The 25,177-nt window shown below is 38.6% G+C and carries 32 protein-coding genes and 1 pseudogene; all 33 read right to left on the bottom strand.

What is annotated here, in order from left to right; genetic code table 11:
* Window positions 1–373 precede the first annotated feature (373 nt).
* Complete coding sequence (locus MKY85_RS11870) at window positions 374–955, bottom strand: HAD-IA family hydrolase (protein ID WP_342572653.1); 582 nt, start codon at window positions 953–955, stop codon at window positions 374–376.
* A 48-nt stretch (window positions 956–1,003) separates the two neighbouring features.
* Window positions 1,004–1,942 carry an acetamidase/formamidase family protein gene (locus MKY85_RS11865; protein ID WP_342572652.1) on the bottom strand — a complete coding sequence of 313 codons (939 nt, stop codon included), beginning with the start codon at window positions 1,940–1,942 and terminating at the stop codon, window positions 1,004–1,006.
* Window positions 1,943–2,024: 82 nt separating this feature from the next.
* Window positions 2,025–2,504, bottom strand: coding sequence for a DinB family protein (locus MKY85_RS11860; RefSeq protein WP_342572651.1), 480 nt, complete (start codon window positions 2,502–2,504; stop codon window positions 2,025–2,027).
* Between the two features lie 79 nt (window positions 2,505–2,583).
* Window positions 2,584–3,123, bottom strand: a complete 540-nt coding sequence (locus tag MKY85_RS11855) for an AAA family ATPase (protein WP_342572650.1) — start codon at window positions 3,121–3,123, stop codon at window positions 2,584–2,586.
* A 54-nt stretch (window positions 3,124–3,177) separates the two neighbouring features.
* Window positions 3,178–3,660, bottom strand: coding sequence for a DinB family protein (locus tag MKY85_RS11850; RefSeq protein WP_342572649.1), 483 nt, complete (start codon window positions 3,658–3,660; stop codon window positions 3,178–3,180).
* A complete protein-coding gene (locus tag MKY85_RS11845) occupies window positions 3,660–4,385 on the bottom strand; it encodes a metallophosphoesterase family protein (protein WP_342572648.1) in 726 nt (241 codons plus the stop codon). Before MKY85_RS11845 ends, MKY85_RS11850 begins: the two co-directional genes overlap by 1 nt.
* 34 nt (window positions 4,386–4,419) lie before the next feature.
* Window positions 4,420–5,076, bottom strand: a complete 657-nt coding sequence (locus tag MKY85_RS11840; RefSeq protein WP_342572647.1) for a DUF4367 domain-containing protein — start codon at window positions 5,074–5,076, stop codon at window positions 4,420–4,422.
* Between the two features lie 63 nt (window positions 5,077–5,139).
* Window positions 5,140–5,679: a helicase gene (locus tag MKY85_RS11835; RefSeq protein ID WP_342572646.1), complete on the bottom strand. Its 540-nt coding sequence runs from the start codon at window positions 5,677–5,679 to the stop codon at window positions 5,140–5,142.
* 52 nt (window positions 5,680–5,731) lie between these two features.
* Window positions 5,732–6,127, bottom strand: a complete 396-nt coding sequence (locus MKY85_RS11830) for a VOC family protein (protein WP_339260573.1) — start codon at window positions 6,125–6,127, stop codon at window positions 5,732–5,734.
* Between the two features lie 34 nt (window positions 6,128–6,161).
* Window positions 6,162–6,689, bottom strand: a complete 528-nt coding sequence (locus MKY85_RS11825; RefSeq protein WP_342572645.1) for a YfiT family bacillithiol transferase — start codon at window positions 6,687–6,689, stop codon at window positions 6,162–6,164.
* A 181-nt stretch (window positions 6,690–6,870) separates the two neighbouring features.
* Complete coding sequence (locus tag MKY85_RS11820; protein WP_342572644.1) at window positions 6,871–7,200, bottom strand: YxeA family protein; 330 nt, start codon at window positions 7,198–7,200, stop codon at window positions 6,871–6,873.
* A gap of 14 nt (window positions 7,201–7,214) precedes the next feature.
* Window positions 7,215–9,143, bottom strand: a complete 1,929-nt coding sequence (locus tag MKY85_RS11815; RefSeq protein ID WP_342572643.1) for an ABC transporter permease — start codon at window positions 9,141–9,143, stop codon at window positions 7,215–7,217.
* Window positions 9,140–9,919, bottom strand: a complete 780-nt coding sequence (locus tag MKY85_RS11810; RefSeq protein ID WP_342572642.1) for an ABC transporter ATP-binding protein — start codon at window positions 9,917–9,919, stop codon at window positions 9,140–9,142. Before MKY85_RS11810 ends, MKY85_RS11815 begins: the two co-directional genes overlap by 4 nt.
* Before the next feature lie 160 nt (window positions 9,920–10,079).
* Window positions 10,080–11,117 (bottom strand): sensor histidine kinase, encoded by a 1,038-nt coding sequence (locus tag MKY85_RS11805; RefSeq protein WP_342572641.1) that lies wholly within the window; start codon window positions 11,115–11,117, stop codon window positions 10,080–10,082.
* Window positions 11,118–11,128: 11 nt separating this feature from the next.
* Window positions 11,129–11,812, bottom strand: a complete 684-nt coding sequence (locus MKY85_RS11800; protein ID WP_339260563.1) for a response regulator transcription factor — start codon at window positions 11,810–11,812, stop codon at window positions 11,129–11,131.
* A gap of 122 nt (window positions 11,813–11,934) precedes the next feature.
* Window positions 11,935–12,918, bottom strand: a complete 984-nt coding sequence (locus tag MKY85_RS11795) for a phosphotransferase (protein ID WP_339260561.1) — start codon at window positions 12,916–12,918, stop codon at window positions 11,935–11,937.
* 76 nt (window positions 12,919–12,994) lie between these two features.
* A pseudogene (locus MKY85_RS11790) lies at window positions 12,995–13,396 on the bottom strand (NUDIX hydrolase).
* A 1-nt stretch (window position 13,397) separates the two neighbouring features.
* Complete coding sequence (locus MKY85_RS11785; RefSeq protein WP_342572640.1) at window positions 13,398–13,838, bottom strand: GNAT family protein; 441 nt, start codon at window positions 13,836–13,838, stop codon at window positions 13,398–13,400.
* 3 nt (window positions 13,839–13,841) lie between these two features.
* Window positions 13,842–14,165 (bottom strand): hypothetical protein, encoded by a 324-nt coding sequence (locus tag MKY85_RS11780; protein WP_342572639.1) that lies wholly within the window; start codon window positions 14,163–14,165, stop codon window positions 13,842–13,844.
* Between the two features lie 161 nt (window positions 14,166–14,326).
* The gene (locus MKY85_RS11775) at window positions 14,327–14,902 is read right to left on the bottom strand and encodes a dihydrofolate reductase family protein (protein ID WP_342572638.1); all 576 of its coding nucleotides are present in this window, start codon (window positions 14,900–14,902) and stop codon (window positions 14,327–14,329) included.
* Window positions 14,903–15,203: 301 nt separating this feature from the next.
* Window positions 15,204–15,932: an HAD family hydrolase gene (locus MKY85_RS11770; RefSeq protein WP_342572637.1), complete on the bottom strand. Its 729-nt coding sequence runs from the start codon at window positions 15,930–15,932 to the stop codon at window positions 15,204–15,206.
* 302 nt (window positions 15,933–16,234) lie between these two features.
* Window positions 16,235–17,035 (bottom strand): inositol monophosphatase, encoded by an 801-nt coding sequence (locus tag MKY85_RS11765; RefSeq protein WP_342572636.1) that lies wholly within the window; start codon window positions 17,033–17,035, stop codon window positions 16,235–16,237.
* Between the two features lie 19 nt (window positions 17,036–17,054).
* Window positions 17,055–17,603, bottom strand: coding sequence for an AAA family ATPase (locus tag MKY85_RS11760; protein ID WP_342573338.1), 549 nt, complete (start codon window positions 17,601–17,603; stop codon window positions 17,055–17,057).
* A 77-nt stretch (window positions 17,604–17,680) separates the two neighbouring features.
* The gene (locus MKY85_RS11755) at window positions 17,681–18,313 is read right to left on the bottom strand and encodes a hypothetical protein (protein WP_342572635.1); all 633 of its coding nucleotides are present in this window, start codon (window positions 18,311–18,313) and stop codon (window positions 17,681–17,683) included.
* A gap of 194 nt (window positions 18,314–18,507) precedes the next feature.
* Complete coding sequence (locus tag MKY85_RS11750; protein WP_342572634.1) at window positions 18,508–19,275, bottom strand: nucleotidyltransferase domain-containing protein; 768 nt, start codon at window positions 19,273–19,275, stop codon at window positions 18,508–18,510.
* Between the two features lie 66 nt (window positions 19,276–19,341).
* Entirely contained in the window at window positions 19,342–19,959 is a 618-nt protein-coding gene (locus tag MKY85_RS11745; RefSeq protein ID WP_342572633.1) for a Type 1 glutamine amidotransferase-like domain-containing protein, read from the bottom strand.
* 61 nt (window positions 19,960–20,020) lie between these two features.
* Complete coding sequence (locus MKY85_RS11740; RefSeq protein ID WP_339260549.1) at window positions 20,021–20,398, bottom strand: hypothetical protein; 378 nt, start codon at window positions 20,396–20,398, stop codon at window positions 20,021–20,023.
* A 253-nt stretch (window positions 20,399–20,651) separates the two neighbouring features.
* The gene (locus MKY85_RS11735; RefSeq protein WP_339260547.1) at window positions 20,652–21,443 is read right to left on the bottom strand and encodes a GNAT family N-acetyltransferase; all 792 of its coding nucleotides are present in this window, start codon (window positions 21,441–21,443) and stop codon (window positions 20,652–20,654) included.
* A 205-nt stretch (window positions 21,444–21,648) separates the two neighbouring features.
* Window positions 21,649–22,206: a shikimate kinase gene (locus MKY85_RS11730; protein ID WP_342572632.1), complete on the bottom strand. Its 558-nt coding sequence runs from the start codon at window positions 22,204–22,206 to the stop codon at window positions 21,649–21,651.
* Between the two features lie 176 nt (window positions 22,207–22,382).
* A complete protein-coding gene (locus MKY85_RS11725) occupies window positions 22,383–22,778 on the bottom strand; it encodes a contact-dependent growth inhibition system immunity protein (protein WP_342572631.1) in 396 nt (131 codons plus the stop codon).
* Window positions 22,779–22,894: 116 nt separating this feature from the next.
* Window positions 22,895–23,344, bottom strand: coding sequence for a hypothetical protein (locus tag MKY85_RS11720; RefSeq protein ID WP_342572630.1), 450 nt, complete (start codon window positions 23,342–23,344; stop codon window positions 22,895–22,897).
* Window positions 23,345–23,742: 398 nt separating this feature from the next.
* Window positions 23,743–24,309 carry a hypothetical protein gene (locus MKY85_RS11715; protein WP_342572629.1) on the bottom strand — a complete coding sequence of 189 codons (567 nt, stop codon included), beginning with the start codon at window positions 24,307–24,309 and terminating at the stop codon, window positions 23,743–23,745.
* A gap of 226 nt (window positions 24,310–24,535) precedes the next feature.
* Window positions 24,536–25,117 (bottom strand): histidine phosphatase family protein, encoded by a 582-nt coding sequence (locus tag MKY85_RS11710; RefSeq protein ID WP_339260539.1) that lies wholly within the window; start codon window positions 25,115–25,117, stop codon window positions 24,536–24,538.
* Between the last annotated feature and the right edge of the window lie 60 nt (window positions 25,118–25,177).

The raw sequence follows: 25,177 nt of genomic DNA, 5'->3' as shown, positions 1-25,177 counted from the left end.
CACACTCCCCCTTAAAGTTAGATAAAGATGAATCGGGAACTTGAAAACCTGCAAGCACGCTTCAAATAGAAAGCGCTTACTAAGTTGTCTGAGTGATAATGAAACGGCTTTCATGAAACCCATTTCATTATAGTATTGGGAAAAGCCTATGGTCAATACTATTTATGTTATTATTTAGTTTAATTTGATTATTAAGGTTAATATAATTACAACTTAAGGATATTAAAACATTTAAAGGAGGTTAATATTAAAACCCTATGCTATAAAATTGAATTTTATTGCATAGGGCTCCAGATGGGATATTAAATTCTATTTTATCGAAGGCTAAGCTTCTTAATTCCTATGCAGAAGTGAAAATTGCATCCTGTTCCTCCTAGATTAGCAATGACTCAACTTCATTAACCCAATCTCCTTCTTCGTCAGCCAGTAGAGTCTTCCAACCAAGTAGCTTAGCCGAATGTAAATTTTTCTCTTGATCATCTACAAATAGAACCTCTTCTCCAGCTGCCAGGAAGGTTTGGACCCGTTGGTATATCTCAATCTCAGGTTTGCATAAACCCACTTGATTAGAGATGGTTACACTTGTGGTGAATGAGCTTAAACGGCTAAGATTCGGCTCAATCCACTCCTTACAATGATTGCTAAGCAGATGGATATCGGCAAACTCACTCCATCGCTCAAGGTATTGAGCCGCTGGTAAAGGAACAATTGAGCTATACAAGATCTCCTTCACTCGGCTTATTGATAATTCTGGATACATCTCCTTCAACGATTGCCAGAACTCTTCTTCTCGCATTATTCCTGTCCAGAGCTGCCGCTTGATTCCTGTAAAATGTACTTTCAGGGATTCTACGGATAGGTTGGTTTCCTGAATCATATCTCTCCAGCACGTCAATGACATATTACTTAACAAAACACCTGCGATATCTAGAACGATCTGTGGTCTGCCTCTCATTTTATCGACTCCCAAGTTCATCTAATACGACGTATAACAGACTTCAAGTTATTGAAAAGCATCATGGGAAAGGACAGCATGCACACCCTTCACGCCATTCACAATTTGCGTGATACGCAGGTCGATTACCGCGCTTCCAAGTGCAATCGCTTCCACTCGATCTAGTCCGTACAACTCACCCATCAGATTTAACATGCCGTCTAATGCTTGAACGGTAGCCTCATTCAGATCTTCATGAAAACCGAAGGTAATCCAGCCGGATGGCGTATGTGCACGAGGATTGGTCAGAGCTAGATTATCAATTACGTTGATGGTGATATCCACAAGTTCCATTGGACATTCAATCGCCTGACAGCTGACTTCACCATCTCCCTGGCGTGCATGACCATCACCAATCGCGAGATAACCTCCGTCTACGGGGATAGGTAAGTATAATTTGCTTCCCTGCACCAGTTCCTTGCAGTCGATGTTCCCTCCACAATAACGAGGCGGCCAAGTCGTATGAATTCCTTTTGACTCTGGTGGCATGCCCACGACTCCCATGAACGGTGAGAGAGATACCGTGAAGGGTTTCCCGTTTATTTCACAGGTTCCACTCATCGTGTGGCGATCAAGTGTCCAATTTAGCGACAGTTCTTCAACCTCTGTTAGATGTAATTTCTGGTTCTGCCAGTTCGGATATCCGCCGGCGGAAGTAAACCCGTATTGACCGGGTACAATCTCATTGAAAACAATCTCCAACGTCTGTCCTTTCTTGGCATCATCGATATAGATCGGACCGATTAATGCATGCCCTCCATCTTTTTCACCTTGTCGATCAAAAGGTTTCATGCGTTCCGCATAACTCACACCCGTTCCCCAGCCCGCATCCAGTGTCTGAAACCGAATGGAATCCCCAGATTTCACGCTCAACATGGGAGTTACCTCATCGGTAAATGAACCGATTAGATTTCCCTGAGTTAATTCAATCTTATAAATGGTCATCATGTCCCTCCCTGGTTTGGGATACATATTATATTCAAAGCACGCCACATGCTGTATTCCATGCCGCCACCGCTTGCTAAATCCTTTACGCTTCAAGGCTGGTAAGATACTTTTTCAACGGTTCCATATGATGCTGGTCATGCCATATAAAATCTTTAAGATATTGGGGAATATAAAATACGTTACCCTCTGCATCCAAATACGTCTGATGAAGCTGTTCCTCCGATAACCCTCGAATGTCATTCATAATTTTATAGCGGTACGTGATAGCCTTATTTACGATTTCAGATGTCTCTGTGCGTTTCCCGTACTCAATAGCTTTGCGATTAAACTCATCAAAATCCAGATGTTTCAACATAACAGGCTGCCTCAGAGCAATCTTCTCAATCGCTTCCTTGTAAAAATATCGATCCCATAACATGATATGACTTACGATTGATTTTATCGTCCACTTCCCTTCTTCCAAGCTGGAATTCCAGATCTTTTCTTCAAGATTAGTCAACGTTCTGACAAAGAGCGTCCATTCTTCAAAAGTTTGAAGCAAAAGTTCAATCTCTTTGGTCATGATTACATTTCCCCCTTCTTCAAATAATCAAAAAGCTGGAACACCATGCTCATGAATGTCCAGCCTTGTAATAGCATCTTTACATATTTTTCAATGGTTCATGATGGGACTTGAACAACGCTGCAATAATCTTCTCTGCACATTCTTCCGGTGTGTTCATACTTGTATCAATGGAGTACCTGTAGTTAATGTTTTTGGCCATGATCTGATGCTGCTCATCCGATTGCTCTTCTCTGCGATCCCCACGTTCGATGTTCCGCTGTCGGCAGTTGTCGAGGGGGCAATATAACTCCACAATATCCAGTGGATAGCCTTCAAATATCTGTTTGACTTGTTCATAATGCGGCGCGAGCTCCGGTCTTTCTACCAGTATTCCATCGATCAAAACATGCTTGCCATGGTCTGAGAATACTTTTGCCGTATGATACATCATTACAATCGCTTCACTCAGATACTTCCAGTAATCCGTCTGAAGATGTTTATCACCGATCGTATTTTCAAAAAGATCATTAGCGACAACATAGAAAAACGGATCATCGTATGATTGCATCGCCTCTACAATTGAAGTTTTACCAGAGCTGGTTACACCGTTCAAAAATATAATTTTGCCTTTTTCCATGATAGTCATCTTCCTTTGCTTAAGTATAATTTTATAAATGTAATACAGCGTGTATTACGTGTGTTTCATTGATTTTTTGAGCAGCATGATCTGGCCAATATGATAGGCATTATGAATACATAGATTCGATACAACTCCCCACCATGGCGCGTTAAAATAGGAAGGGATTTCACGGGTCAGTTTATGTTCTTCGCTATCTTCGAGTGCCCTGTTCCAATCACCAAAGACGGTTTTCAGTCTATGTAATGTCTTGCGCCACTCCACATCGTTCAGGTTAGACGGATCTATGTCAAATGTATCCTCATTATTCACTGAATGCTGCCCGTCGACCTGTTCGGCAATATATCTCTCAAGCCACCTCTCATTCCAGAAAATAAGATGATTGACGATCGCCCAAATGGAATGCTCTCCCTCATTCTTTGAATAAGCGGCCTGCGCTGCATTGAGGTTTGTCAATGTATCATGAAGCGGAATAAACCAGCTCTTGTCATGATAACAGGCGTTCATTTGGTCTATGAGAATAGCTTTGTAACTCATCACTTCACCTCATTCAGATTAAACTTTGAATCAGCAGTTGTGTAAGAACCATTTTCGTGAATTAAAGCATTTAATTGCATTCCATAGGCACATCCACCATCAATGCCTATTTTATCTTCACCAAACCAAACATCCGAAGTTTCATGAATGTCTATTGTCCTTGTATGTCCAAAGATGATCTTTTGGTGTAGATTTGTGAACGTATGATCAATAAATTTATCTTTGATATACATAAAATCATGCTCTGGTTGATTCCTCCATTCTATGTAATCAGGGTTTAATCCGGCATGAACGTAAATATGTGTCTCATCCTCATGGTATAGAGGTAATTCACTCAAAAAATTAATATGATGACCATAGTCCATTTTTATTGTCTCTCTGGCTAGTTCCAACATTTCATCAGAAATTGCGCCTTCAATATTACAATAGCTCTGAAGTGTTTGAAGCCCTCCATGTTCAATAAACTTGGCTTTAATTAATGAACTTCCCTCAATTATAAAATCAACGAATCGTTGATCGTGATTGCCTCTTAATGCGATCGCATGATGTTCTTTTACTAATTGGATAACCTCTTTGACCACTTCTTTACTATTGGGGCCCCGATCTACGTAGTCTCCAAGCAGAATCAATTGATCATATTTCGAATTGTAATTGATATCATGCAATAACTGATTAAATGGATCAATGCAGCCATGGATATCGCTAACCATTATCGTCCGATTCATAGAAACTCCTTTTAGAGCAGCTTTAATGTAAAATTTATCCGTTCATTGATTTCGCAATCTTCATCACAAGATCTTCTGACATATTTCTTCCATTGATTTCGTATTGTAATGCCTTCCCCTGCACATCCTCTTCGATCCATATCAATTGGGAAGTTTCGTTATTGACAATAAAAAATGCTTGGACGCCACGTATGGCTGCTTGTTTAACCGTAGCACCACCATGATCAGGCAATGCGATTCGGCTCTTTGTAGTCCCGAAAATATTAAGTGTATAACCACCGTATTCTTGATACGTGATGCTGATGCCCACAACCCTCTTATTGGGTTTCAAATCTCGTATCACTACATTGCTGCCTGACCTGTTACTTTCCTCAACCATTTCTTCGATTTCTTGCGTAGTTAGATTATCAAATCCATAAAATACATGAATGGCATCGATATCAGAATCAATCGGAAATTTCGGCTGCCATGGAGAATAAAGTTTCTGCAATTGTTCCAACCCGTCTTCCCATGGAATGGCTGCATAATTGGTCTGTTGCGTGAATTGGTTCTCTGAAGCATCTGCGGTATAAATCGCCTTCCCCTCACCAGGCTTTAAGTCAATGACGATCCGGTCAATCGCACGATCTTTGCGTAAGGATTCAATTTGAATTTTTCCTAGCACATCTCCGCTTTTGTTTTTAATATCCATTGGTGTTGAACTCCTTCCCTTTCTCAAATACCAAAATACCTTTCGATCTTCATACAACAGTAGCTAAGCGCGACAGAAGATAAAGCAATCATGAGGACTCCAAATATGTAAATGGTCCGCAAGATATCCTCGTAACCATAACTTGTCGTTTATTCGTCTAAGATAAAAACCTTTTGGAAAATCAATATCCTCCGTAAGGGCTTCAGAGGCTACGGTAAGGGAGCCGGACGGAGCTTTTTTCTCCTCTGAAATGTTGGTAGAACCTATCTCGGGCTGATCCAAATATTGCAGTCTTAGATAAGGTCCTAACTCAACCGGACAAGATTCCAATCCAAGTTCATTTGCTATTCGAAATAACTGGAGAGTTGTAGCACCCTCCGAAAATCCAAGTTGTCTGACGGTCAACTCAACCGTTTGCAAGCTTTGCTTTGTATTGGAGACTATAAATCTTTCATCATGTAACAACTGTTCTCCATATTTATTCAATAAAATAGAGTGTTGGTCCAGTTTCTGAATAAGCTGTGGCTTTGTTAAGCCGCCAACTTCTACTATTCTTATTTCAACTGAACAGTCAGGATATATTTTCTCGTCTTCAATCAACATTCGTATCCCCCAAATCCCTCGGTTAATGATAGCAGCTGACCAAAGTTCCTCATTAAAAATTCAATTCACAATCATGGTGTTCCCACACATCAAATAAGTTGCCGTCCAGATCTTCTAACACAAAAAACTTCCCATAGTGTCCCTCATCACTAATAGCCCCTACTTTCACATTCTCTGATGTTAGATAGTTATGTAAAGAACCGATGTCATCAGTGAAAAATGTAATGACCCATCTCTTTTTCTGATGCACTTCAAATGTCGCTCGTGTTTCATGATCGCTTTGGATCAAATCCAATATTGGGCGACTCCCCCGAAATAAACTCAAATATCCTTCGCGTTGGTGGCGAATGTTAAATGCAAAATGTTTTACAAACCAAGCGGCTGATACATCAAGGTCTTTCACTGGAATTACATTATATGCTATGCCCAGAATCCTTCCATTCCCCATATATTACCTCCACACTTGAGATATGTATAAGACCCTACCACCCTTGCGATGTTATACAAGATTTAATTTGAGCAATATGATGCTGCCCGTGCCATACAAATCTTTGAATCGCGATATCCAGTGTAATTGTACCTAACACTTCTGTTCCGAGTTTTCGTCTAAACTGATCCCGATGTAAACCATACAGTAGAGCGAGAAATCGCTTGTGCAGTATCTCCATCAGCAAAATTGATTCTTCGATGGGCGTACTCCTGTAATCATGTAATGATGCCCATAAATCCTCTCGATACGAGCTTGCCATCGGTTCCTCTTCAGTTAATGCTCTCTTGAACCTGATATAAGCGTTCATGTCATTGTCCGCAAGGTGGTGCACAATCTGTGTGATTGTCCAACCGCCTTCACGATAAGGAGTACAGAGTCGATCATCATTGAGATGTTGTGTAATCTCTTTTAAGGTCTTCGTAATTCCGGGAATTTGACCTATGATGTGAATTCGGTCCTCATTAGAGAAGTTAAGACTTGGCTCAAAGTGTCCTATCGGAAAGCGTATATTTTCATCCAAAGTTGAGTACCTCCAATTTCCTACTATAGAACCAAATCATATCCAATATAACCCACAATGTTCCATTTGCGAAGTGTAAAAGCGAAAAAGAAGCAACCTTTATTATCAGGCTGCTTCTTCTATTGAACTTCTCTCATATCTGTACCCTTAACCATTTCACCTGATACGAAGAGTTCCAAACTCAGTTCAAATTCGATGGCATTTCAAGCTCTTTGATAAACTTATAGTCTGCTGTATAGGTACCTTTGGCGAGCACTTTTAAAAGTGTACCTTGATTGAGTCTGGTACTAGTGCTGAATACCACTCGTTTCATCTCACCACTTTCGGTGACCCCCTGCTCCTTATACTTATATCTGCCGTCATCATCTACAGGTTCAGCTTGGACCTTAACATATACATATTCCTCTTTCATCATTGGATTAAAACGATCAAATGGCTCACGCATGAAGAAATAGAGACCAGTAATCATAACAATAGCAACGAAACATGAAATAAGAATTCTTTTTTTCATCAATCTCTTCCTTTCTATAGAGCATGGATAATCATATTTTTATAATACCGAATCGTAACAATCATAAACACTAAATAGATGACGATATACGCTGCCATACTGAGGAGGATTGGGTTAAGCATGCTTGCAGCAATAAGTATAGTACCCACCTTCAAGGCAAAAGCAGCATGAGTTAGCCCAATGACCAGAGGGATCAAATAAACAAAGAGCTGTTTACGGATGATGCCTTTCATGATGTCGTCGATTTGAAAACCGAGTTGTCGCAATGTTCTGTACTGAGGTTTCTCTTGCTCGGCCTCGGTCATTTGTTTAAAGTACAAAATACTTCCTGTTGAAAGGATAAATACCAAACCTAAAAATCCAGCAATAAAAATGAGCAGCCCGAAGTTTTGACGTGATCCCTCGTATGTTGAATAAAAGTCCCTGAGTAACAGATCACTGTCTACGCTCGTTCGAAAGATATTCGACGCGATATCTGTTTTCTCCGTATCCAATACGTTAAACACCTCAAATGTCACTAATTCTTTGGACTCATTCTCCTGAATGCTGTCTCTCATTCGCGCGAAGGTATCTTCAGAGACAACTAATTGGTCGCCATGAAGGATGTAATTCATCACATTATTAAGCTCAGACTTGGAGACAGGTAGCAGATTGGTTTCATCATTTGATGCGTACTGTACTTCCCAGGGAGATGAAATCTCCATTCCTTCTAAAATGGCTCGCTTGCTATGATAGATGGCTTCACCGTCTTGGGGACGTTCCAGATCTAATCCAACCTGTGCCATCTGCTCTGCTGAGAAAAGCAAAAATTGTCTGTTACGATGGCTCGGTTTTGAATTCTGATTCTGATCCACCCATGCGCCATCAAATCGAATGGCATGTACTTGATGAGACTCAAATTCAATCTGCGCATCTTCTAACTTATTTGTGATCACAGCGGCTTCCTCCGGCATATTTTCCATTGCAAAATCAAAAGGCATCGCCAATCTTACATCCTTTTCCATGGAATAATATAAGGAATAGGACAGGGAAATCATCGTAATGGTCATCGCTGACAAGATTGTGATTAACGTTAATGAATTGGCGTGACCTTTCATTCTGTGCATTAGAGATGCTACCGAAAGGCTATTCATTAAGCCCAGGTTCCCCTTCTGCCTTTTCCGATAGACATAGAATATCCAGCTTATGGTTGTATGGAAGACCAAATAGGTTCCAAGTATGGTACTGACGAGAACAATTAACATTATCAAAATTAGCGCATCTGCATTGTATCCAATAAAGGTGGACACATAATAACCAAACCCGATCAGAACTATTCCCGCTCCCCCTAAAATGGCTGACACACTGCTTGGACGTTTGACAAAACTTTCATTTTGATGATTAGCCTGAAACAATTGCAGCAATGTACTGCGATATACTGTCCATATGTTTTGTAAGGTTGTAACCGCCAGCAAGCAGGTAAATACAGCAATCGTTTGAATAAGAGCCTGGCCTGAGAAGGTTAAGCCAAACTTGGCATCTAGCCCCAACAGGTTGATTAATAGCAAGAGAAAGAGTCGTGAGAGCATAGTTCCAACGAATGTTCCGATCAAGAGAGCCCCTAGGCCAAGTATAGTGTGCTCCAAGATGAGTACTCGAGCGACCCAAGCCTTGGACAAGCCAATGAACTGATACAATCCAATTTCTTGACTTCGCCTTCTGATAAAGATATGTGTCGTATACATCGTAAAAACAATGGTGATGAGGATAAGCAGTATGCCTGCGATCTGAAAAGCCGTTGAGAAGTTTACACTGGTTTGAACGGTTTCCATAACGGTTTGATCATTTTGCAGAGTAGAAAAAATAAAATACAAGCTGATGCTGAAAATCATCGCAAAAAAATAAAGATAATACATCTTGATGTTTTTCCGCATGCTGCGCATCACCAGTTTCCGTATGTTCATTTCGGGCTACCCCCTCCAAGGACAGCCTGCATATCCAGAATGTCTTTGAAGAAAGATTCTCTCGTTTTCTCTCCCCGGTACAATTCAGCAAAAACCTTGCCATCCTTCAGAAAAACGACCCGGCTACAATAGCTTGATGCCAGCGGGTCATGTGTAACCATAACAATGGTCACCTGCCGTAACTGGTTGATCTCATGTAAAATCTCTAATAGATTAGAGGCTGCTTTGGAATCCAGAGCACCGGTAGGCTCATCCGCAAAAACAAGCGAAGGCGAATGAATCAACGCTCGTGCCGCAGAGGTACGCTGCTTTTGACCGCCTGAGATTTCAGTAGGATACTTATCCGCTAATTCCTTAATGCCTAAAATCTCTGCAATCTCATTAAACTCATGTTCAGCTTCCATTTTACTGATTTTGGTTAAGGACACCGGCAGTAATATATTTTCTTTGACCGTTAACGTATCAAGCAAATTGTAATCCTGAAAGATAAAACCTAAATGCTGACGACGAATATCTGAAAGCTGTCTGTCCTTCATTTTGGAAATCTCGTACGCTTGTATGAAAATTTCGCCATCCGTGGGACGGTCAATAGTAGCCAATGTATTGAGAAGCGTGGTTTTGCCTGAGCCAGATGATCCCATAATGCCAACAAACTCTCCTTCTGTCACGCGAAGGTTGATGCCTTGTAACACCTGTTGAGCATTTCCTTTTGAACCATATGATTTACGTAGTCCCTCAGCAAGTAAAACGGTCTTCGGTGTGATCTGATCTTTCATTTCATACACTCCAATCCAGTTGTTCTATACACAGTGTAATTCTTTTGTGTCTCTCGGTCGTAAGCTTTAGGTGATAAAATAAGATCTAATGTGATATTTTTGTCACTTTGCCAAAATAAAAAGCAGTCAGGTTTACATCTCCTAACTGCTTCATTGCTTATTAAATCGGTGATCGTCTAATTCGTTCGAATGGATTGTCACTAGAGAATACCATCCCAATCGACGTACCTTCGCCAACAGCCGTAGCAACCTCAAGTCGAATGCGTAACTTCTTGCTTATTTCTTTGGCAAGATAGAGCCCCATACCGGTGGCTGTGTGCTGAACCCTTCCATTTTCTCCAGTAAAGCCTTTATCAAATATACGTGGCAGGTCATGTACTTGAATGCCGGGCCCTTCATCTTTAACGGAGACAGTGACATATTTATTATCTTGGAAATCAATATGGATAGATACTTTTCCATCGGTTGGACTGTATTTAATCGCATTTGTTAAAAGCTGCCTCATCACAAATCCGCACCACTTTTTATCCGTATACACGGCAGCACCGGTATTCCCCATAACCTCGATGGTTATATTTTTTTCCATACACCATGTGGATAGCTCACGCACCTCTTCTCTTATCAAATCTTGCACTTTCAACTTCTCCGGGAGCAAGTCTGAGTCCAAGTTAGCTAATCGTGAAATATATAGCTGCCGGTCGATCAATAAATGCATTCTCAACCAGGGTGAATTTAACCTTTGTGCTAACTCATTAGAACGGTGGCCATCAAGGATAATCTTCATTGCGGTAAGCGGCGTTTTCACTTCATGAACCCATGAGGAAAGGTCATCATGTTCCATTCGTTGGGTTAACTGATCCGCACGACGTTTGTTCAGATCATGCTCATGAATATTTTGCAGAAAGGTATACATCACCTCGTCAGGAAAACGACTTTGGGGTTGGGGAATGTTTTCAAACCAGTCATCTCCCACATCGTTAGTAAGGGTATGTAAAGACTTATAGTAGGCTGTTTCCTTCTTATATCTCCAGATCAAAAAAACAATACAGATGGTTAGAAACAACGTATTCAAATAGATAAGTGAATGCGGCTCCACATCTATACCGGCGTCAAATTGTATCAAAGCATTGGTGAGCAGCAGCAGTAACCCAATTATGCCGATCCAACTTTTTTTATAAACAAGATAAGCGATGAACAATGAGAAACCTCCTAAAGCGTAACGGCCATATACCCCAGACCTTTTTTAGTTACAATCCCTTCGGCTAAATGGAGAGAAGCGAGCTGTTGCCGTAATCTTGTGATGTTGGCAGTGAGTGTATTGTCATTCACATATTGATCATCATCCCAGAGCCTTTTCATCAGTTCATGACGTGAGATGATCTTATTATTGGACCTTACTAGAATCGAAAGAATAAAAAACTCATTTCTTGTCAGGCCAATCGTCTTCCCATCCTTATGTATTTCACAACTTTTCAAATCAATAATTGCTTGGTTCCATTCCATTACATCGGAGGACACTTCTTCATACGTATACGCTCGACGAAGAATAGCCTGAACCTTGGCTAGAAGTACATCCATATGAAAAGGCTTCTGAACGTAATCGTCCGCCCCTAGGTTCATGGCCATCACCATATCTGTCGGATGATCTCTGGATGAAAGAAAGATAATCGGAACTTTGGACACGGCACGTATTTCTCTACACCAATGAAAACCGTCAAACTTGGGAAGCTGTATATCAATAATCACTAAGTGTGGCGAATGATCAACAAAGGAATCCATCACATGAGAAAAATCACTTGGGTAACTTACTTCATATGACCACTGACTTAACGCTTCTCGAAGTGCTTCCAGGAGAAGAAGGTCATCCTCAATAATGAAGATATTCATATTCATGTATTACCTCCTTATCTTATATCGCAGTAGCCCCGATCTTGGGTCAAATGGTGTTTATCTAAAACATCACCGACCAAGAAAGGAGCGAGTTTAAGGTGAGTCTTTACGTCAGCCCTCACAACCTATAATTGAATGTCACATCCATCAAGAGGTTTGCCACTTTCAATACGGTTTACCGTTTCAATAATAGCATTCTTTTGACTATCATTAAGATTCTCTTCATTCCCATCCCAATTGGTAAGCCACCAAAAGAAGGAACTAATATTTCTATATTCCATAAACAAAGGGATCCTCTGGATCCATTCTTGCTCTATGTTATTCTGTTTGATATAACCTTCTAGAAACTCATTTAAGAAATGCTTTGCAAATTCATCTTTCGATCTCCAAGCCTTGAAATGAGAACCCCACCAAACAGCGTGAGTAGCGGCGATTCCAATATCAAGTGCAAACCATCCATACAACGAATCATCAAAATCAAAAACAGTTATTTCTCCTTGATCGATAAGAAAATTATAAGGATGAAAATCATAATGAATCAGACCATATGATTCTTTGCCCTTAGGCAGATTTTTCATTTCTGTTTCAATTGTTCTGAGTTTGTTGAGGAGTACTTGATAATTACCAAAATGTAAATGTGGATTGTTTATTTCCGCTACATCCCATTCCATCCTTTTGTATTTCAAATCGCCAGGATCATAAGATTTGGTCAACCGATGCATTGCCCCCATTGTTTCGCCCCATGTTTTAAACAAGCTTGGTCCCCATAATTCTGGATTGCTATCGAAAAAAATGCCAGGGGCTCCCTCGAACACAGTCGCAATATAGCACTTTTCATAGTGCTTACATACAGCAGTTAATTCACCTTCAAAAGTCTGGATTGGCAATGATGCATGAATGCCTCTTTCAACTAAATACCGTACCCAATGGACTTCTGCCTTAATATTAAGTTCAAATTCAACTGGTTTTTCTGATAAACGTAAAAAATATTCCTTATCCCCTCTATTAAACCTGTATACTTCATTACAAGAATTGCTTACGAACTTTAACGAATTAGTATCAAATCCAAATGAATTAGCTGATTGAGAAAGTATTTCATTACCGAGCAAAATGATTCTCCTTTTCTATTGCCGGACCGAGGGAGCAAACCCGATACGTTTAATGTATTAGATCTTATGGATGCCCTTATTCTGAAAATTCAATCAAAAATGGATGGCTTTTCTCATCTAATGCATTATGAATTCTGTCATAGAAATTTCCCCATGTTATCATTTGCCCAGCTTTTTCTAAAGTAAAGTAACCCACCTCTTCACTTTCATCACTCGTAGTTAAAGCTCCACCAATCGGTTTTCCAGTAAATATATTGTTGCATACGCCGCGCGTTATGTTTTGATACAACCCACAAAATTTAATTAATTCAATTTCAATCCCTGTCTCCTCTTTCACTTCGCGAACTGCTGCCTGCCTAATAGTCTCTCCTTATTCAACACAACCTTGAGGCATTTCCCAGCCTCTTCGACCTTTCATGAGTAAAATCTCATTATGTTCATTGAGAACGATTACACTAGCAGACACGATAAATTTCATTCTAATTTCTCCTATCAAATTCATCTTTTAAAATACTCATACAAATAACATCCCAATATTTACCTTTCTTATATATCTTATTTCTAGATCTCCCTTCTTCCTTAAACCCACATTTAACATAACTTTTATAAGCTCTCTCGTTATATTCATATACCTCAAGCTCTAACCTATTTAAGTTTAATTCCTCGAAGACAAATTTCTGTAGTACTTTTATTGCTTCACTACCATAACCTTTCCCCAATTGATCTTTTTTCCCTATAACGATAGCCAAATATGCAAATCGATTCTTCCAATCTATCCTATAAAGATCTATTTGACCCAAATATTCGAGTGATTCTCTAAACGCTATAATAAAACTTCTATTACTCGACTTACCTTCAACCATTGTTCTAAAAAAGGACTCCGTCTCATTCCTCGAATGAGGATATAAAAATTGATCCATGATTTAAAAAGCCCATCGATGCTCCTCTGGCAAACACTCATCACAAAGCAATTGCCCTTCAATAACTGCTCCATTATTAAGTTCATCCATATGATTTGGTTTCTCTCTATCCGTTGCCCATGAATTACATTTTGCACACCTTCCACAATTCATTACTTCTGGATCGAGATACACAGAGGAACTACTTACCCATTGTAATTTCAGATCTTTCCTTATTGTAATTTCTTTCTCTAGTACAGGAGTCAAATCCCCATCGATTTCTTTATATTCATCGTCAGTTAAGTCAATTAGATAAGATATATTTACAAGATATGTCTTCTTATTCATTACTTTCGTCCTTTGATTTTCATGGTTGATACGTTTCTTTGCCTTTGACATAACGTCGTGCATACACCACACGTCACTATCTTAAGGCTGCATTTTTAACTATCGGTTTGTAGTAAGCCCCGTCGACTGATTTGGTGATCCAAACTACTTCACGAGGCTAGTCATCTAACCGCCTGGTAGCAGAGACCAATAGCTCCCGACTTGAAAGTTTTATTTTCAATAAGCTTAAGATTGGTCTTCTCTTGGAGTCCTTGAAACAATGGCAACCCGCTACCGATCAGGACAGGAGACACTGTGATTTTGTACTCATCGATTAGATCAAGCCCCATCACGTGATGCGCAAACCTGGGACTGCCGAGGATAACCATATCCTTGCCTGGCTGCTGTTTGAGGTTCCTAATCTCTTCCTCGACATCTTCTTTCACCAGTCTGGAATTGTTCCATTCCACTTTCTCCAGCGTTGTGGAAAATATGATTTTGGCTGTCTTTTCGATCCATTCAGCATGATTCCGTTCATACGGTGAAGCTGATGGGTCTGAAGACGCAGATGGCCAGTAACTATGCATCATCTGATAAGTTCCACGTCCCCATAGGACAGTGTCCGCAGTACTCAAAACTTCTTGCGCGTGTTTCTCCAAGTCAGCATCGTAGGAAACCCAGCCAATGTCCATTTCACCGTTCGGCCCTTCTACAAACCCATCAAGTGAAGCGTGCAGAAATAAAACGAGTTTTCTCATTTTCAATTCTCCTTTTTTAATATGATGTAATGTATTGATTATAAGATACCACGTTTTTTTATTCTGGCACTGATTCTTGTACTGATTTCATCTAACGTTCCTATATTCACGACCCGAGCCGACTTAGGTAGCTCTTATCTTAGGGGATAGTTATATAAATCTCCTTCATCTTCAATATACTTCTACCAGATCAAGAGCCAATGACTTGTAGTGCGAATGTTGTGTTAGATGATGAAACCTAGAGTTTCTGTTTCCCACACAATCCTTCTAAGATTATTGCTACTCCATCGTTATCATTAGTTTATGTTATTTCATCTGCAATATCTTTTAATTCAACGACAGCATTCCCCATTGCTATTGAATATGCAGCTGACTTGAACAATCCTACATCATTGTGATCATCACCAAATACAATCAATGAATCCAGTTCTTCATTGTATATATTGCAAAGTCTAGTAATTGCTAACTCTTTCGATGCTTGAAGTGGCATTATTTGAATCAGTTGATTTTTATCCGTAATCAGTATATTTACTTGCTGTCCAAACTTAGAAATAAGTCCTGGAATCTGATGTTTGCCTGAGAGCAATATCTTCGTAGCTTCATATTGTTTTAAATCTCCCAATGATTTAACTATTGGGTTAGACCTTGCATTCATTGTGGTAGTATAGTCATATTGGCGTAAGCCAAACCATTCATCTTTTACTTCCATTGTCAGATCGAGTTGCGGATAATGATGTAAGCAATAATCGATGATTTCGGAAGTTAAATCAGATGGAATTGATTCATAAGTTTCGGTCATGGATTTATTACATATTGTTTGTGCTCCGTTATAATACACAAACGCTCCAATATCCAACAACTCTTTAGGAAGAAAAAACTTTACAGCTCTAGGAGGGCGTGCTGTTGCAAAGATAATTCTCATCCCCCTCTGATAACAGGAAAGTACGGCTTCAAAGTTTCTTTCAGAGACTTGGTTTTTAGAATTTAAAAATGTACCGTCCAAATCTAAAACAACTGTAGAATACTTCAATGAAATGCCTCCTCATAATTCATCGGGTTTTCATCTAATGTTTGTGCATTTCCTGAGGTTCAAGCGGCTTAAAAAAACTCAAGGGAACGGGTAGATAGACTTAGCCCGTTGAATGTATCGCCTTATACCGATTTCATCTAACATTCCTGCATTCACGACCCGAGCCGACCTTAGATAGCTCTTATCTTAGGTCGGCTCGGATGTCATCAGAAATATCTCCTATAATTATACATCGGAATGATCAAGGGGTGTAAGCCCCGAAACGTGGATATAATATTAGATGAAGTCAGTTGTTTGTAACATTAACTCAATCCTTCTCTTACAATTTTCAATAATTCCTCTTTATGGTTCGGGTGACATGCAATTAAATAAGGTTCTTCTTTCATTCCATTAAATTTATTTCCTTCAAAATCTATAACAAGTCCCCCCGCTTCCTTGACCATTAAGATACCTGAGTACAAGTCATCACCTTCAGAATTGTACAGAACAATTCCATCAATATCTCCTTTGGCCAACATACACCATTGAAGCGTTGGAGCCCATAATCTTAACATTCGCTTGAATCTGATATCAATGTATTGTCTTAGTTTTACTGCTAGCGGGTCGTTTTGTACTCTGTGACCTTGTATCCAACCTATATTTCCTTTGAGAATATTCGGGTTACTCTTCATTTTTATTCCTCGATTATTACAGCTTGTCCCTTCACCGATCACAGATACAAATAAACGTTCTGTTAGAGGTTCATAGACTACTCCAAGAACAGGCTCTCTTTTATACATTAAGGTAATGGATATCGAAAAAACAGGTAAACCTATTGCAAAATTATTAGTTCCATCTAGAGGATCGATTAACCATAACCAATCGTGCTTCGTTCCGATAAGCCCTGCCTCTTCACTGTGTATCTGATGATTTGGAAATACGTTCTGGATTTGTTTGATAATGATTTCTTCACAGATATGATCAACTTCAGTAACCACATCCCCAAATTCATCTTTAGATCTCAGTTCAACAAAGTTATCAAACTTCTCCTTAGAGATTAGACCTGCTTCGCGAATAATTGTTATTGCAATCTCTTTTGCGGTTTGAATAATCTTACGATCCATAACGCACCCCTTATTGATATCAGTCATTTCGTTGAATTACTTCCAAATTGATCTTTGGAATCTTTCTTAAAATTATGCTTATAACTTCTTCTGTTTCTTTATTATCTGTGTCAATATGTTCTTGAAATTTAATATCTTTGAATGCAGTTACACCGGCGTTTGTTTGCTCTTGATACCAAGAATCAAATTTGTCTCCACGTTTTTCAATTCGTTTTTTGATCGTCTCTTCAGATGCTAAGAGGCAAAAATGAAAAGTATCTTGATCGATACTTCTAAATCCATTTAATATGTAGTTGAAGTTTTCGGACTTATAAATGGTCATTGGAACAATAAGATGTTTCTTATACCTATTCATCAATTCATGAGCGGTCTGTACTACAAGGATTCTCCATAGAGCTATGTCCTGAAAATCATCCGTTCGTTCTTCTTCATAGTAAATCTCTTCTGTTATAATTTTCCTCAACATATATCCAATTTCTTCAGGATCATAAATCATACTATCAGGTATTAGAGGCTGCAGCTTTTGAGAAGTAGATGTCTTGCCGGATCCAAATGACCCATTAATCATAATAATCAAATGATCACTCCTTCTGGTATAGTTTTACGTTTTGTGCGGAGCACTAGCGGCGATGCTTGAACATTCAGTTAGGCAATGTCGTTGCCCTCCATAATTATCTTTACATACTCATCCCAATCCTTACCGTCTGTATTGATTTCTTGTGTTGGCACTCTTGAGATTTGAGCTTGATGTCTTAATACATTTTGGAATTTTAATAATTCATTTACCGACGATCTTACTTCTTCTTCTGTTTTATAGATCCATTCTTCGGGTTGTCTGCTTTTAATTCTTTCTTCTACGACTTCGGGCGAGATTGTAAGCAAAATACACTTGGCGTTTAAAGACTCGAGCTGTTCTTCTATTTTATTGATCTCATCCACATCCGAATCTGCAAATGCAGCTCTATGATTTAAGTGAAATCTCTCCAGCACATAAAATAGTCCCCTAGATGCTCTAGATGCAGGACCAAGTTGAATTGCCCAATCGTTAAGTTTCTTTAGCATTTCAACCCGCTCTTTAAGTAACTCAATGTGTTCTTCTCGCGTTAGACTCACATATTCTCCATGTTTATTATTCAAAATTTGAGAATAATGTTCTCCAAGAATAACTACGCTCCGTTCTGAGGTTTCTTCTTGTGATTGATATCGTTTAATCGCTTTTAATACTGAAGTCTTCCCGGCATTTGAGTACCCCTCAAGAATTACTCCTCTAATATGCATTTCATTCTCCTCTCACTAACCATTATTTTACCTAACGTTCCTGTATTCATAACGTTCAACATTAGTTGAATGGTTTTTATAAAGCGCTTTCAATATATATATAGCAGACCAAGGCTCCGTGAGGAGCCGCTGCTTGAATATTATGTTATACGACGAAATAGCCTCTCAGAGTGACCAATATCGTCAAAATGTTGTTAACCCGAGGAAGCCCTGGAAGCAGCCATTGTATTTAAGGCGTTCTCAAAGTAGCTATATACTTCATCTGCAATTTCCAGAAACTCTTTAACAGATACATCGCTATCCAAGTAACAAGCATACAGATACTCAACTAAAGCGCCGTCAATCGAGCAATAGTTTATTATGGCATCCTTCATCTTAAAGATTTCATCTTCCCATATCCCGGTATCTTCTAAAATCAAAGAGTATAATGCACGAATTAATCTTTTAGAGTAACCTTTAATATATCTAGTTTTCAATGAGTGATCACTAACATTAGAAAGTGAACGACGTACACGATCTACTTCATCCTTGGTATCTGTATTCAAGTCTACAATGAATTCTGGAGAAATTATGATCGGGGGTACTTTTTCACCAATGTCCTCCCCATGTATGCAAACACAAATGATCTTAATCCAAAACCCCCAATCATTTGGTCTACTTAATACATCATCAATCGAGCAAATGATCGTATCCATCTTAGTGACGAACGGATATTCTTCCAAAAGCCTGTCTTTAATCATTGACAATCTTTCGTAATCAATATCTTCGGGATTTGCACATACAATAGTAAAGTCTGCATCTGACTTAAAAGGTTGAGCGGTTCCTTTGGGAATCGAGCCACACATATAAATGCTATGAATCTTATCTTTGAATTCGTTAAGGATATGATCCACATACTTATCAACCAAGTCCTTATATTCACTTTGTATTTCAATTCTATTGATAACTTTTTCTAATATCATATAGACTCCTCCTAAACAATGGGCTCCTTCGAGCTACTTATATTGAATTTACGACTTTCAATGTTCTTATTTTATTAAGATTGAGATATATTCTTCATCTTTAAGCCTTGTCACCTTACAGTTCTCATTGGCTTCAAATTCTACTATTCTCTCTTCAATTGTTTTATTAGTACTATCTTTAAATATGTCATCTCGATCAGAGTGAGGAAAAATAAGCTTGTCAGTTACACCTAATGCCTTCAAATCCGTTAAATTCATTGTGTTCATCTGTGGAGTAAAGAAATCCACAATGTTAATATTCGGCCCCAGTAATAACGTTCCTGCACTTACTCCAACGATAATTACATTCTGTGCGGCCAGTGTTCTGATAATTTCATCAGCACCACTTTTCTTAGCGTAATACAATAATGTAAATGGATTTCCACCATTGATATATATAACATCTCTATGTAAGAGGATTTGCGGATCTTCAAATTCAATATCTACAAAATTGATATGCTGAAATCCCATGTCCTTAAACTCTTGCAATGCTCTTTGTGCATATCTATTAGTTTCTTTTGAAGGGGATGCTGTTGTAATGATTGAGACCTTTAATTGAGAAATTTCTCCATCAATAAGCTCCAGAAATTGATTTTTAATATCATCTGTATAAAAACCACAAGAGGTTAGTAACAATCTACTCATAGAAATCCCCATCCTTTAATAATAGTATACGCAGCAGCCTCTTCTACGAACAAACTATTCGCTATCTGTTTTTTAGCTTATCCAATAAATCTACCTCCTCTTCCTCTGAAAGTTGTTCTTCCGTTCTTGTTTTTGTTTCATCTATTTTTCGTACTTTTAATCCTCTTTTGATGAGCCATTCTTCACCAGGATTCATTGTAGTTGCTGGATGTGGGTATACATCCTCACTTGTAATTTCTTCATCAAGTATGTAAATGTATCCACATAACTTACCATTATGGAGTCTTGTGCCGTGCTCATCCAAAGCAACAATAGAAGGTTTGTGTGAAAAGATTCTTGCTAACTCTCGATCCTGAGTTATTGTGCTTCCGACTAGTAGTTCATCTAAGAGCATTGGAGAACCATGGAACCAAGGCTTACTGTAGTCCCATTCTTTCATAATTATCACCTTCAATTAAGTTTTATTATCTTTCTTCTTTATACTTGTCCTTCAATTTCTTCGGTTTTGGCTTTAGGGTATTGCTGATAAAGTTTGGCATTACTGACATTCAATTTAAGTGACCATAGGGAACGTGTCGTTAGACTTAGCTGGTTGAATGTATCGCCTGAATATACTTATTGGAATTACTACTTAGCGAATCAAGGGCGAATGCCCTCAGTAGAACGATGCCGGCCTGATCTCCCTATTACAATTAATCCCTAGTCCACGTTGCCCGGGTATATCCGATTCTCATACCTACTCTTTCCATATTCCTGTGGCTTTGCGAACCATATGAGCACTGACTAACAACGAGATTACAATTCTTGTAGGTATCATGAATTCGTCTAAGCAATAAGTTTGTTTGAAATCCTTTATTTCTATATTCCGGCAGTGTTGTCGCAAATGTTAATGAAGCAACATTGTCATCTATATACATCACAGCTACTGCAACTGGCTTCCCCTGATCCAACCCCAGATAATAGTGCCATCCCGGACGGGAAAACAATACTCGGTTATTTGCAGCTACGTGTTCTTTCCCATCAAGAGACAATCCTGTACCTAAACAATGAATTTCTGCATATGTATCGAACTCATCTTCGTGTAGTTCACGAATGTCCAGCTTCTGATTATCATACGAGTTTAGATTCCCAGGTTCACAAAAAAGCGTTGTATGAAATCCTGTTTGATAAAAGCCTTTATTATGGAGCGTTTTCATTACTTTTTGATCTATCTTACCGGGGATGACTTGAATCTCAAAATTCCGCTCCCGCTCATGATAAAAGTCTAAGATATCTTCAATAACATCTTCAGAAATTCTGCCCTTAACATTATTAAATAGACCCCAGGGCATGGTTTTACTATAAAACGCTGTGCTCTCTGCGAATCGTTTAATTTCAATTCCCTCAGGATTTCCTTCTCGTTCTCTAATTGCAGTCATTCGATCAACCATATAATTAATTTCAGATTTTTCTAACCTATCTGCTAGTTCCAAATTCAATATCATTCAATTTATCCCCTTCCTTGATCCTCATATCATTATACAATTACTCCTGGGCGAGATCAGTTAACGTTCCTGCATTCGTGAACCCTAAAGAGGTTGTCTGCTGAAATTCCTCTTCGAAATCCATTCCAGACCAGGGCTCCGAAGGAGACGAAACTTGAATATATTGTTATAAAATGTTGGCTCCTTCTTGAATTACTCACAAGAGCTATAAATTAAATTTATCTTTAATTAATCTTGCGACTTCATCTGCACTTAAATTTGTATTATTGATTCTCAAATAGTTCTCTCTAGTAATTTCTCCCTCTTTAGAATTGAGTCGATGTTCTTCCATCGTTTTGATTAAGTCCATTTCAGAATATTCAATATTTCTTTTTGTTGGTTTTTGATCAAGTCTAAACGCCGTTTTATTTCGTTTTAATCGTTCTTCTATACCTGACTCTAATTCAACAAAATAAATTTCTGCCCCTTTCGATTCAAACAAGTTACATGTTTGCTTGACGAATTCCCAGTCCTTCTGAAGATCAAACCCCCAAAGGTAAGTAAAAATAAGTCCATACTGGTTGCTGCTTGCGAACGATTCAAAAAGCTCTCTTCTTACGATACTTGATAACCTCCAAGTTTCACTACCAAAACCAAAAAAGGGATGAAACAGCTCGATCGACATATGATTGTGAAACAATTTCAATTCCGTTATTTTCGTTAATTCATGACCAACCGTCATCTTCCCGACGGCCTGTGGGCCAAAGATCAGTATGAACTTCATAGCTATCCCCCTGTTCTTAATATCTTGCGCCATATTTTTATAGCGTTTATGTATTCAATGAACCCCACAGGAGTTTTGCTGAATTGCCTCTCTGAATTCTTCCCGCAGACCAAGGCTCCAACGGAGCCGCTGCTTGAATATTATGTTATGTGGAGTACCGTGTTTCTTGAATCTACTTAAAAATGATCGCTTCTGTACTTACTTATGTGCTCTTCTAATGTCTCTCTTGCTTCTTCATATGCTCTAATTACTTCATCTACTTCGTTCTTTAATTCTTTATGCTCTTTCCAATATTCTTTCCCTACCTTGAGTACTGAACAAAATAAATCGCCTGTATACAATTCCCCTGATCTTAATGGGTTCTGTATTAATCTCTCCAAGGCTAAAGGTAAAAGAAAAGTTAGACTCATTCGTTGCCCAATCAATAGTCTTAAATCTTCATCATTCAAATCACGAAGAGGTTTCTTTCTTAAATTATGCACTTGAATCACTAATGAAGAAACAAAATTCGGTTCACTCCAATATTCACCTTCAAGCTCTTCAAGGTTATTGGCTAGATCTATTTGAAGCATGGTTTCACCCTCTCCTCTTCTTTGACATCTCCTTGGTGGACCGAGGGCCAAATGGCCAGGAGCGTGAACATAATATTATCTGAGGCCCATGCCTTCTTGAGATACATTCATTAATTTTATTTAGTTCGTTGAACTTCCTTAATAATTGGTTCAGAAACTGATATAACATCCACGATATGGTTAAGACATGCGATGCCATAATGCTTAAAGGGACCTGGGTAATCCTCAGAAGCAAATGTTCCTACTTTAATAAAGTCTAAGTATCTAGATTTACTGTAAATCCTAAAGATCTTACCCTCAAATTCTTCATAATCATCCCATGAAGTGTAACTTTCATTTCGAATTAAATATCCAATGTAACATTCAAAATCCATTTGTAATAAAGGCAATGTTTCATCTACATCAATCGAATACGTATCTTTAATTTTAATTTTTTCAATTGTTATCGTTTCGGGAGTTTCACTAGTTCTACTTCGACTGAAGAGTAATCTAAGGGTGTTCTCCTCAGGTTCATATATTTGATCGAGATAAATATTCTTTAAATTGAACAAATCAGAATACTCCAAATGACTCACTTCCTTTATTATCTTTATCACACTTGCATCGGTTTCACCTAACGACCTGTATCCATGACATCCCACCGACTTAAGTCCCGCCAAGGGACGGCCGCGATGGTACAGATGTGTCGCCTGATTCCACTTCTCCGAAATCCCTTTTGAAGACCGAGAAGCCTCAGCGACGAAGCATTAATGCATTGTTAAACGTTACCCCTTCTTCTTCGATTTCACATCCTTATATGTCTTGTGTGTTTTATGTCTTTAATATGTCTTTACGTGTTTTATCTTTTGGTTCTCTCTTTTGCTGCTATCAAATCCGTTTCCGCCTCACCATTCGGAACTTAATCCTTAATATAGAATACATGCTGAACGCACAATGAAAATTTAAGAGGATTGTTGTCCTCCCTTTAATTCGCAATAGACAAATATGTATTAATGACATGCACGATACCAAAAAGTACTGTTGGTATAATAGCCAGATAATTTTGAAGCCAAATCTCAGCTAAGATAAAATATACTACTGGGAGAACGGCCATCCCCAAAAAAATAATCGAGTTTGCGTTGCCTGTAAAATACAATATCCATAGCCCATAATAAAAAATCAACATTATTGCCATACCAATTATATATGGAAATCGCATTTCCGATGCTTGTTCTCTTACAACAAATATCAGAAGAAAGAAAAATATCGCCTGACTTCCGTGCTCCAAAACATCTAAAATCAAATGACTATTTGCATGGTTTCCTGATATATCTGACGTAGGAATTAAAAAATAAAATATATTTGGCATCATTGGCAATAAAAAGATTAGCAGACCCTTCCATGAAAAACCAAAATGATAATTCATTTGATCCTCTCTTTCGCAAAAATATTCTTTAGTTTGCACTTTATTATGAATCCGTTTTTCTGGTTTTCCTCTTGATGACCAAGGGGCATAACTAACGATTTGGAAATTTATTGTTATATGGTACACCTTCTAATATTCCGTTCATCCTGGTTTTCAACTGCTACGTCGTAAATGTATTCTTTCACCTATATTTATTATTTGTTATTAATTGGTTGCACGGTTTTAACATTTTTAAGGGGGGGGTAATGTTTCTGTATTCAGAAGTCCGGCGAATGGCGGGCCAAGGACGAATGTCCGCAGCGTGAATATTATGTTAGATAATTAATTGGCCTTCTTCGTTTTTATACTATTCCTAATATTCAACGTTTAAGTGACTAATACAATTATATAGTTCACAATCCCATCTGAATTGGTCTTTATTTAAAATTGTTACCGATGTATTATGGAGGTGTTCTTCTGTATCGATGTGCGGAATTAGTTTCTTTAAAGTCAGTCCAATTAGTGCCCCATGACTTATTATCAATATTTTTTTGTCGGGGTGTCTTTCAGAAATGTCCATTAGGCATTCCATTCCTCTTGTGATTATCTCAGCGTTTGATTCTATACCAAGATCTAGTTTGGACCATCCGTATCCCCACTTACTAACTCTATCTTGTTCAGTTGTTCCCTCAATAAGACCGCAGTTCATTTCTCTTAATCGTGGATCAGTTCTCACTTCAACATTCTTAATCCTTCCTATCATTTCTGCTGTTTCGAGTGCTCTTGATAAGTCACTTGAATAAATATAATCCCACTCCTCGTTCTCCATTCTCTTAGATAGTAATTCAGCTTGTCTTCGTCCCTCATCATTTAAAGGTATATCGACTTGTCCTTGTGCCCTGTATTCATCATTCCAGTTTGTTACTCCATGTCTTATAAGTCCTATCAATGTCATACTTTTTCCTCTTTCATTTTATGTTTTTAAGGTACTGCCGATCTTTCACCTAAAGTTCCT

This window comes from Paenibacillus sp. FSL R5-0749, from assembly GCF_038595085.1.
GTDB lineage: Bacteria > Bacillota > Bacilli > Paenibacillales > Paenibacillaceae > Paenibacillus.
This window is presented reverse-complemented; position numbering and strand designations above follow the sequence as displayed.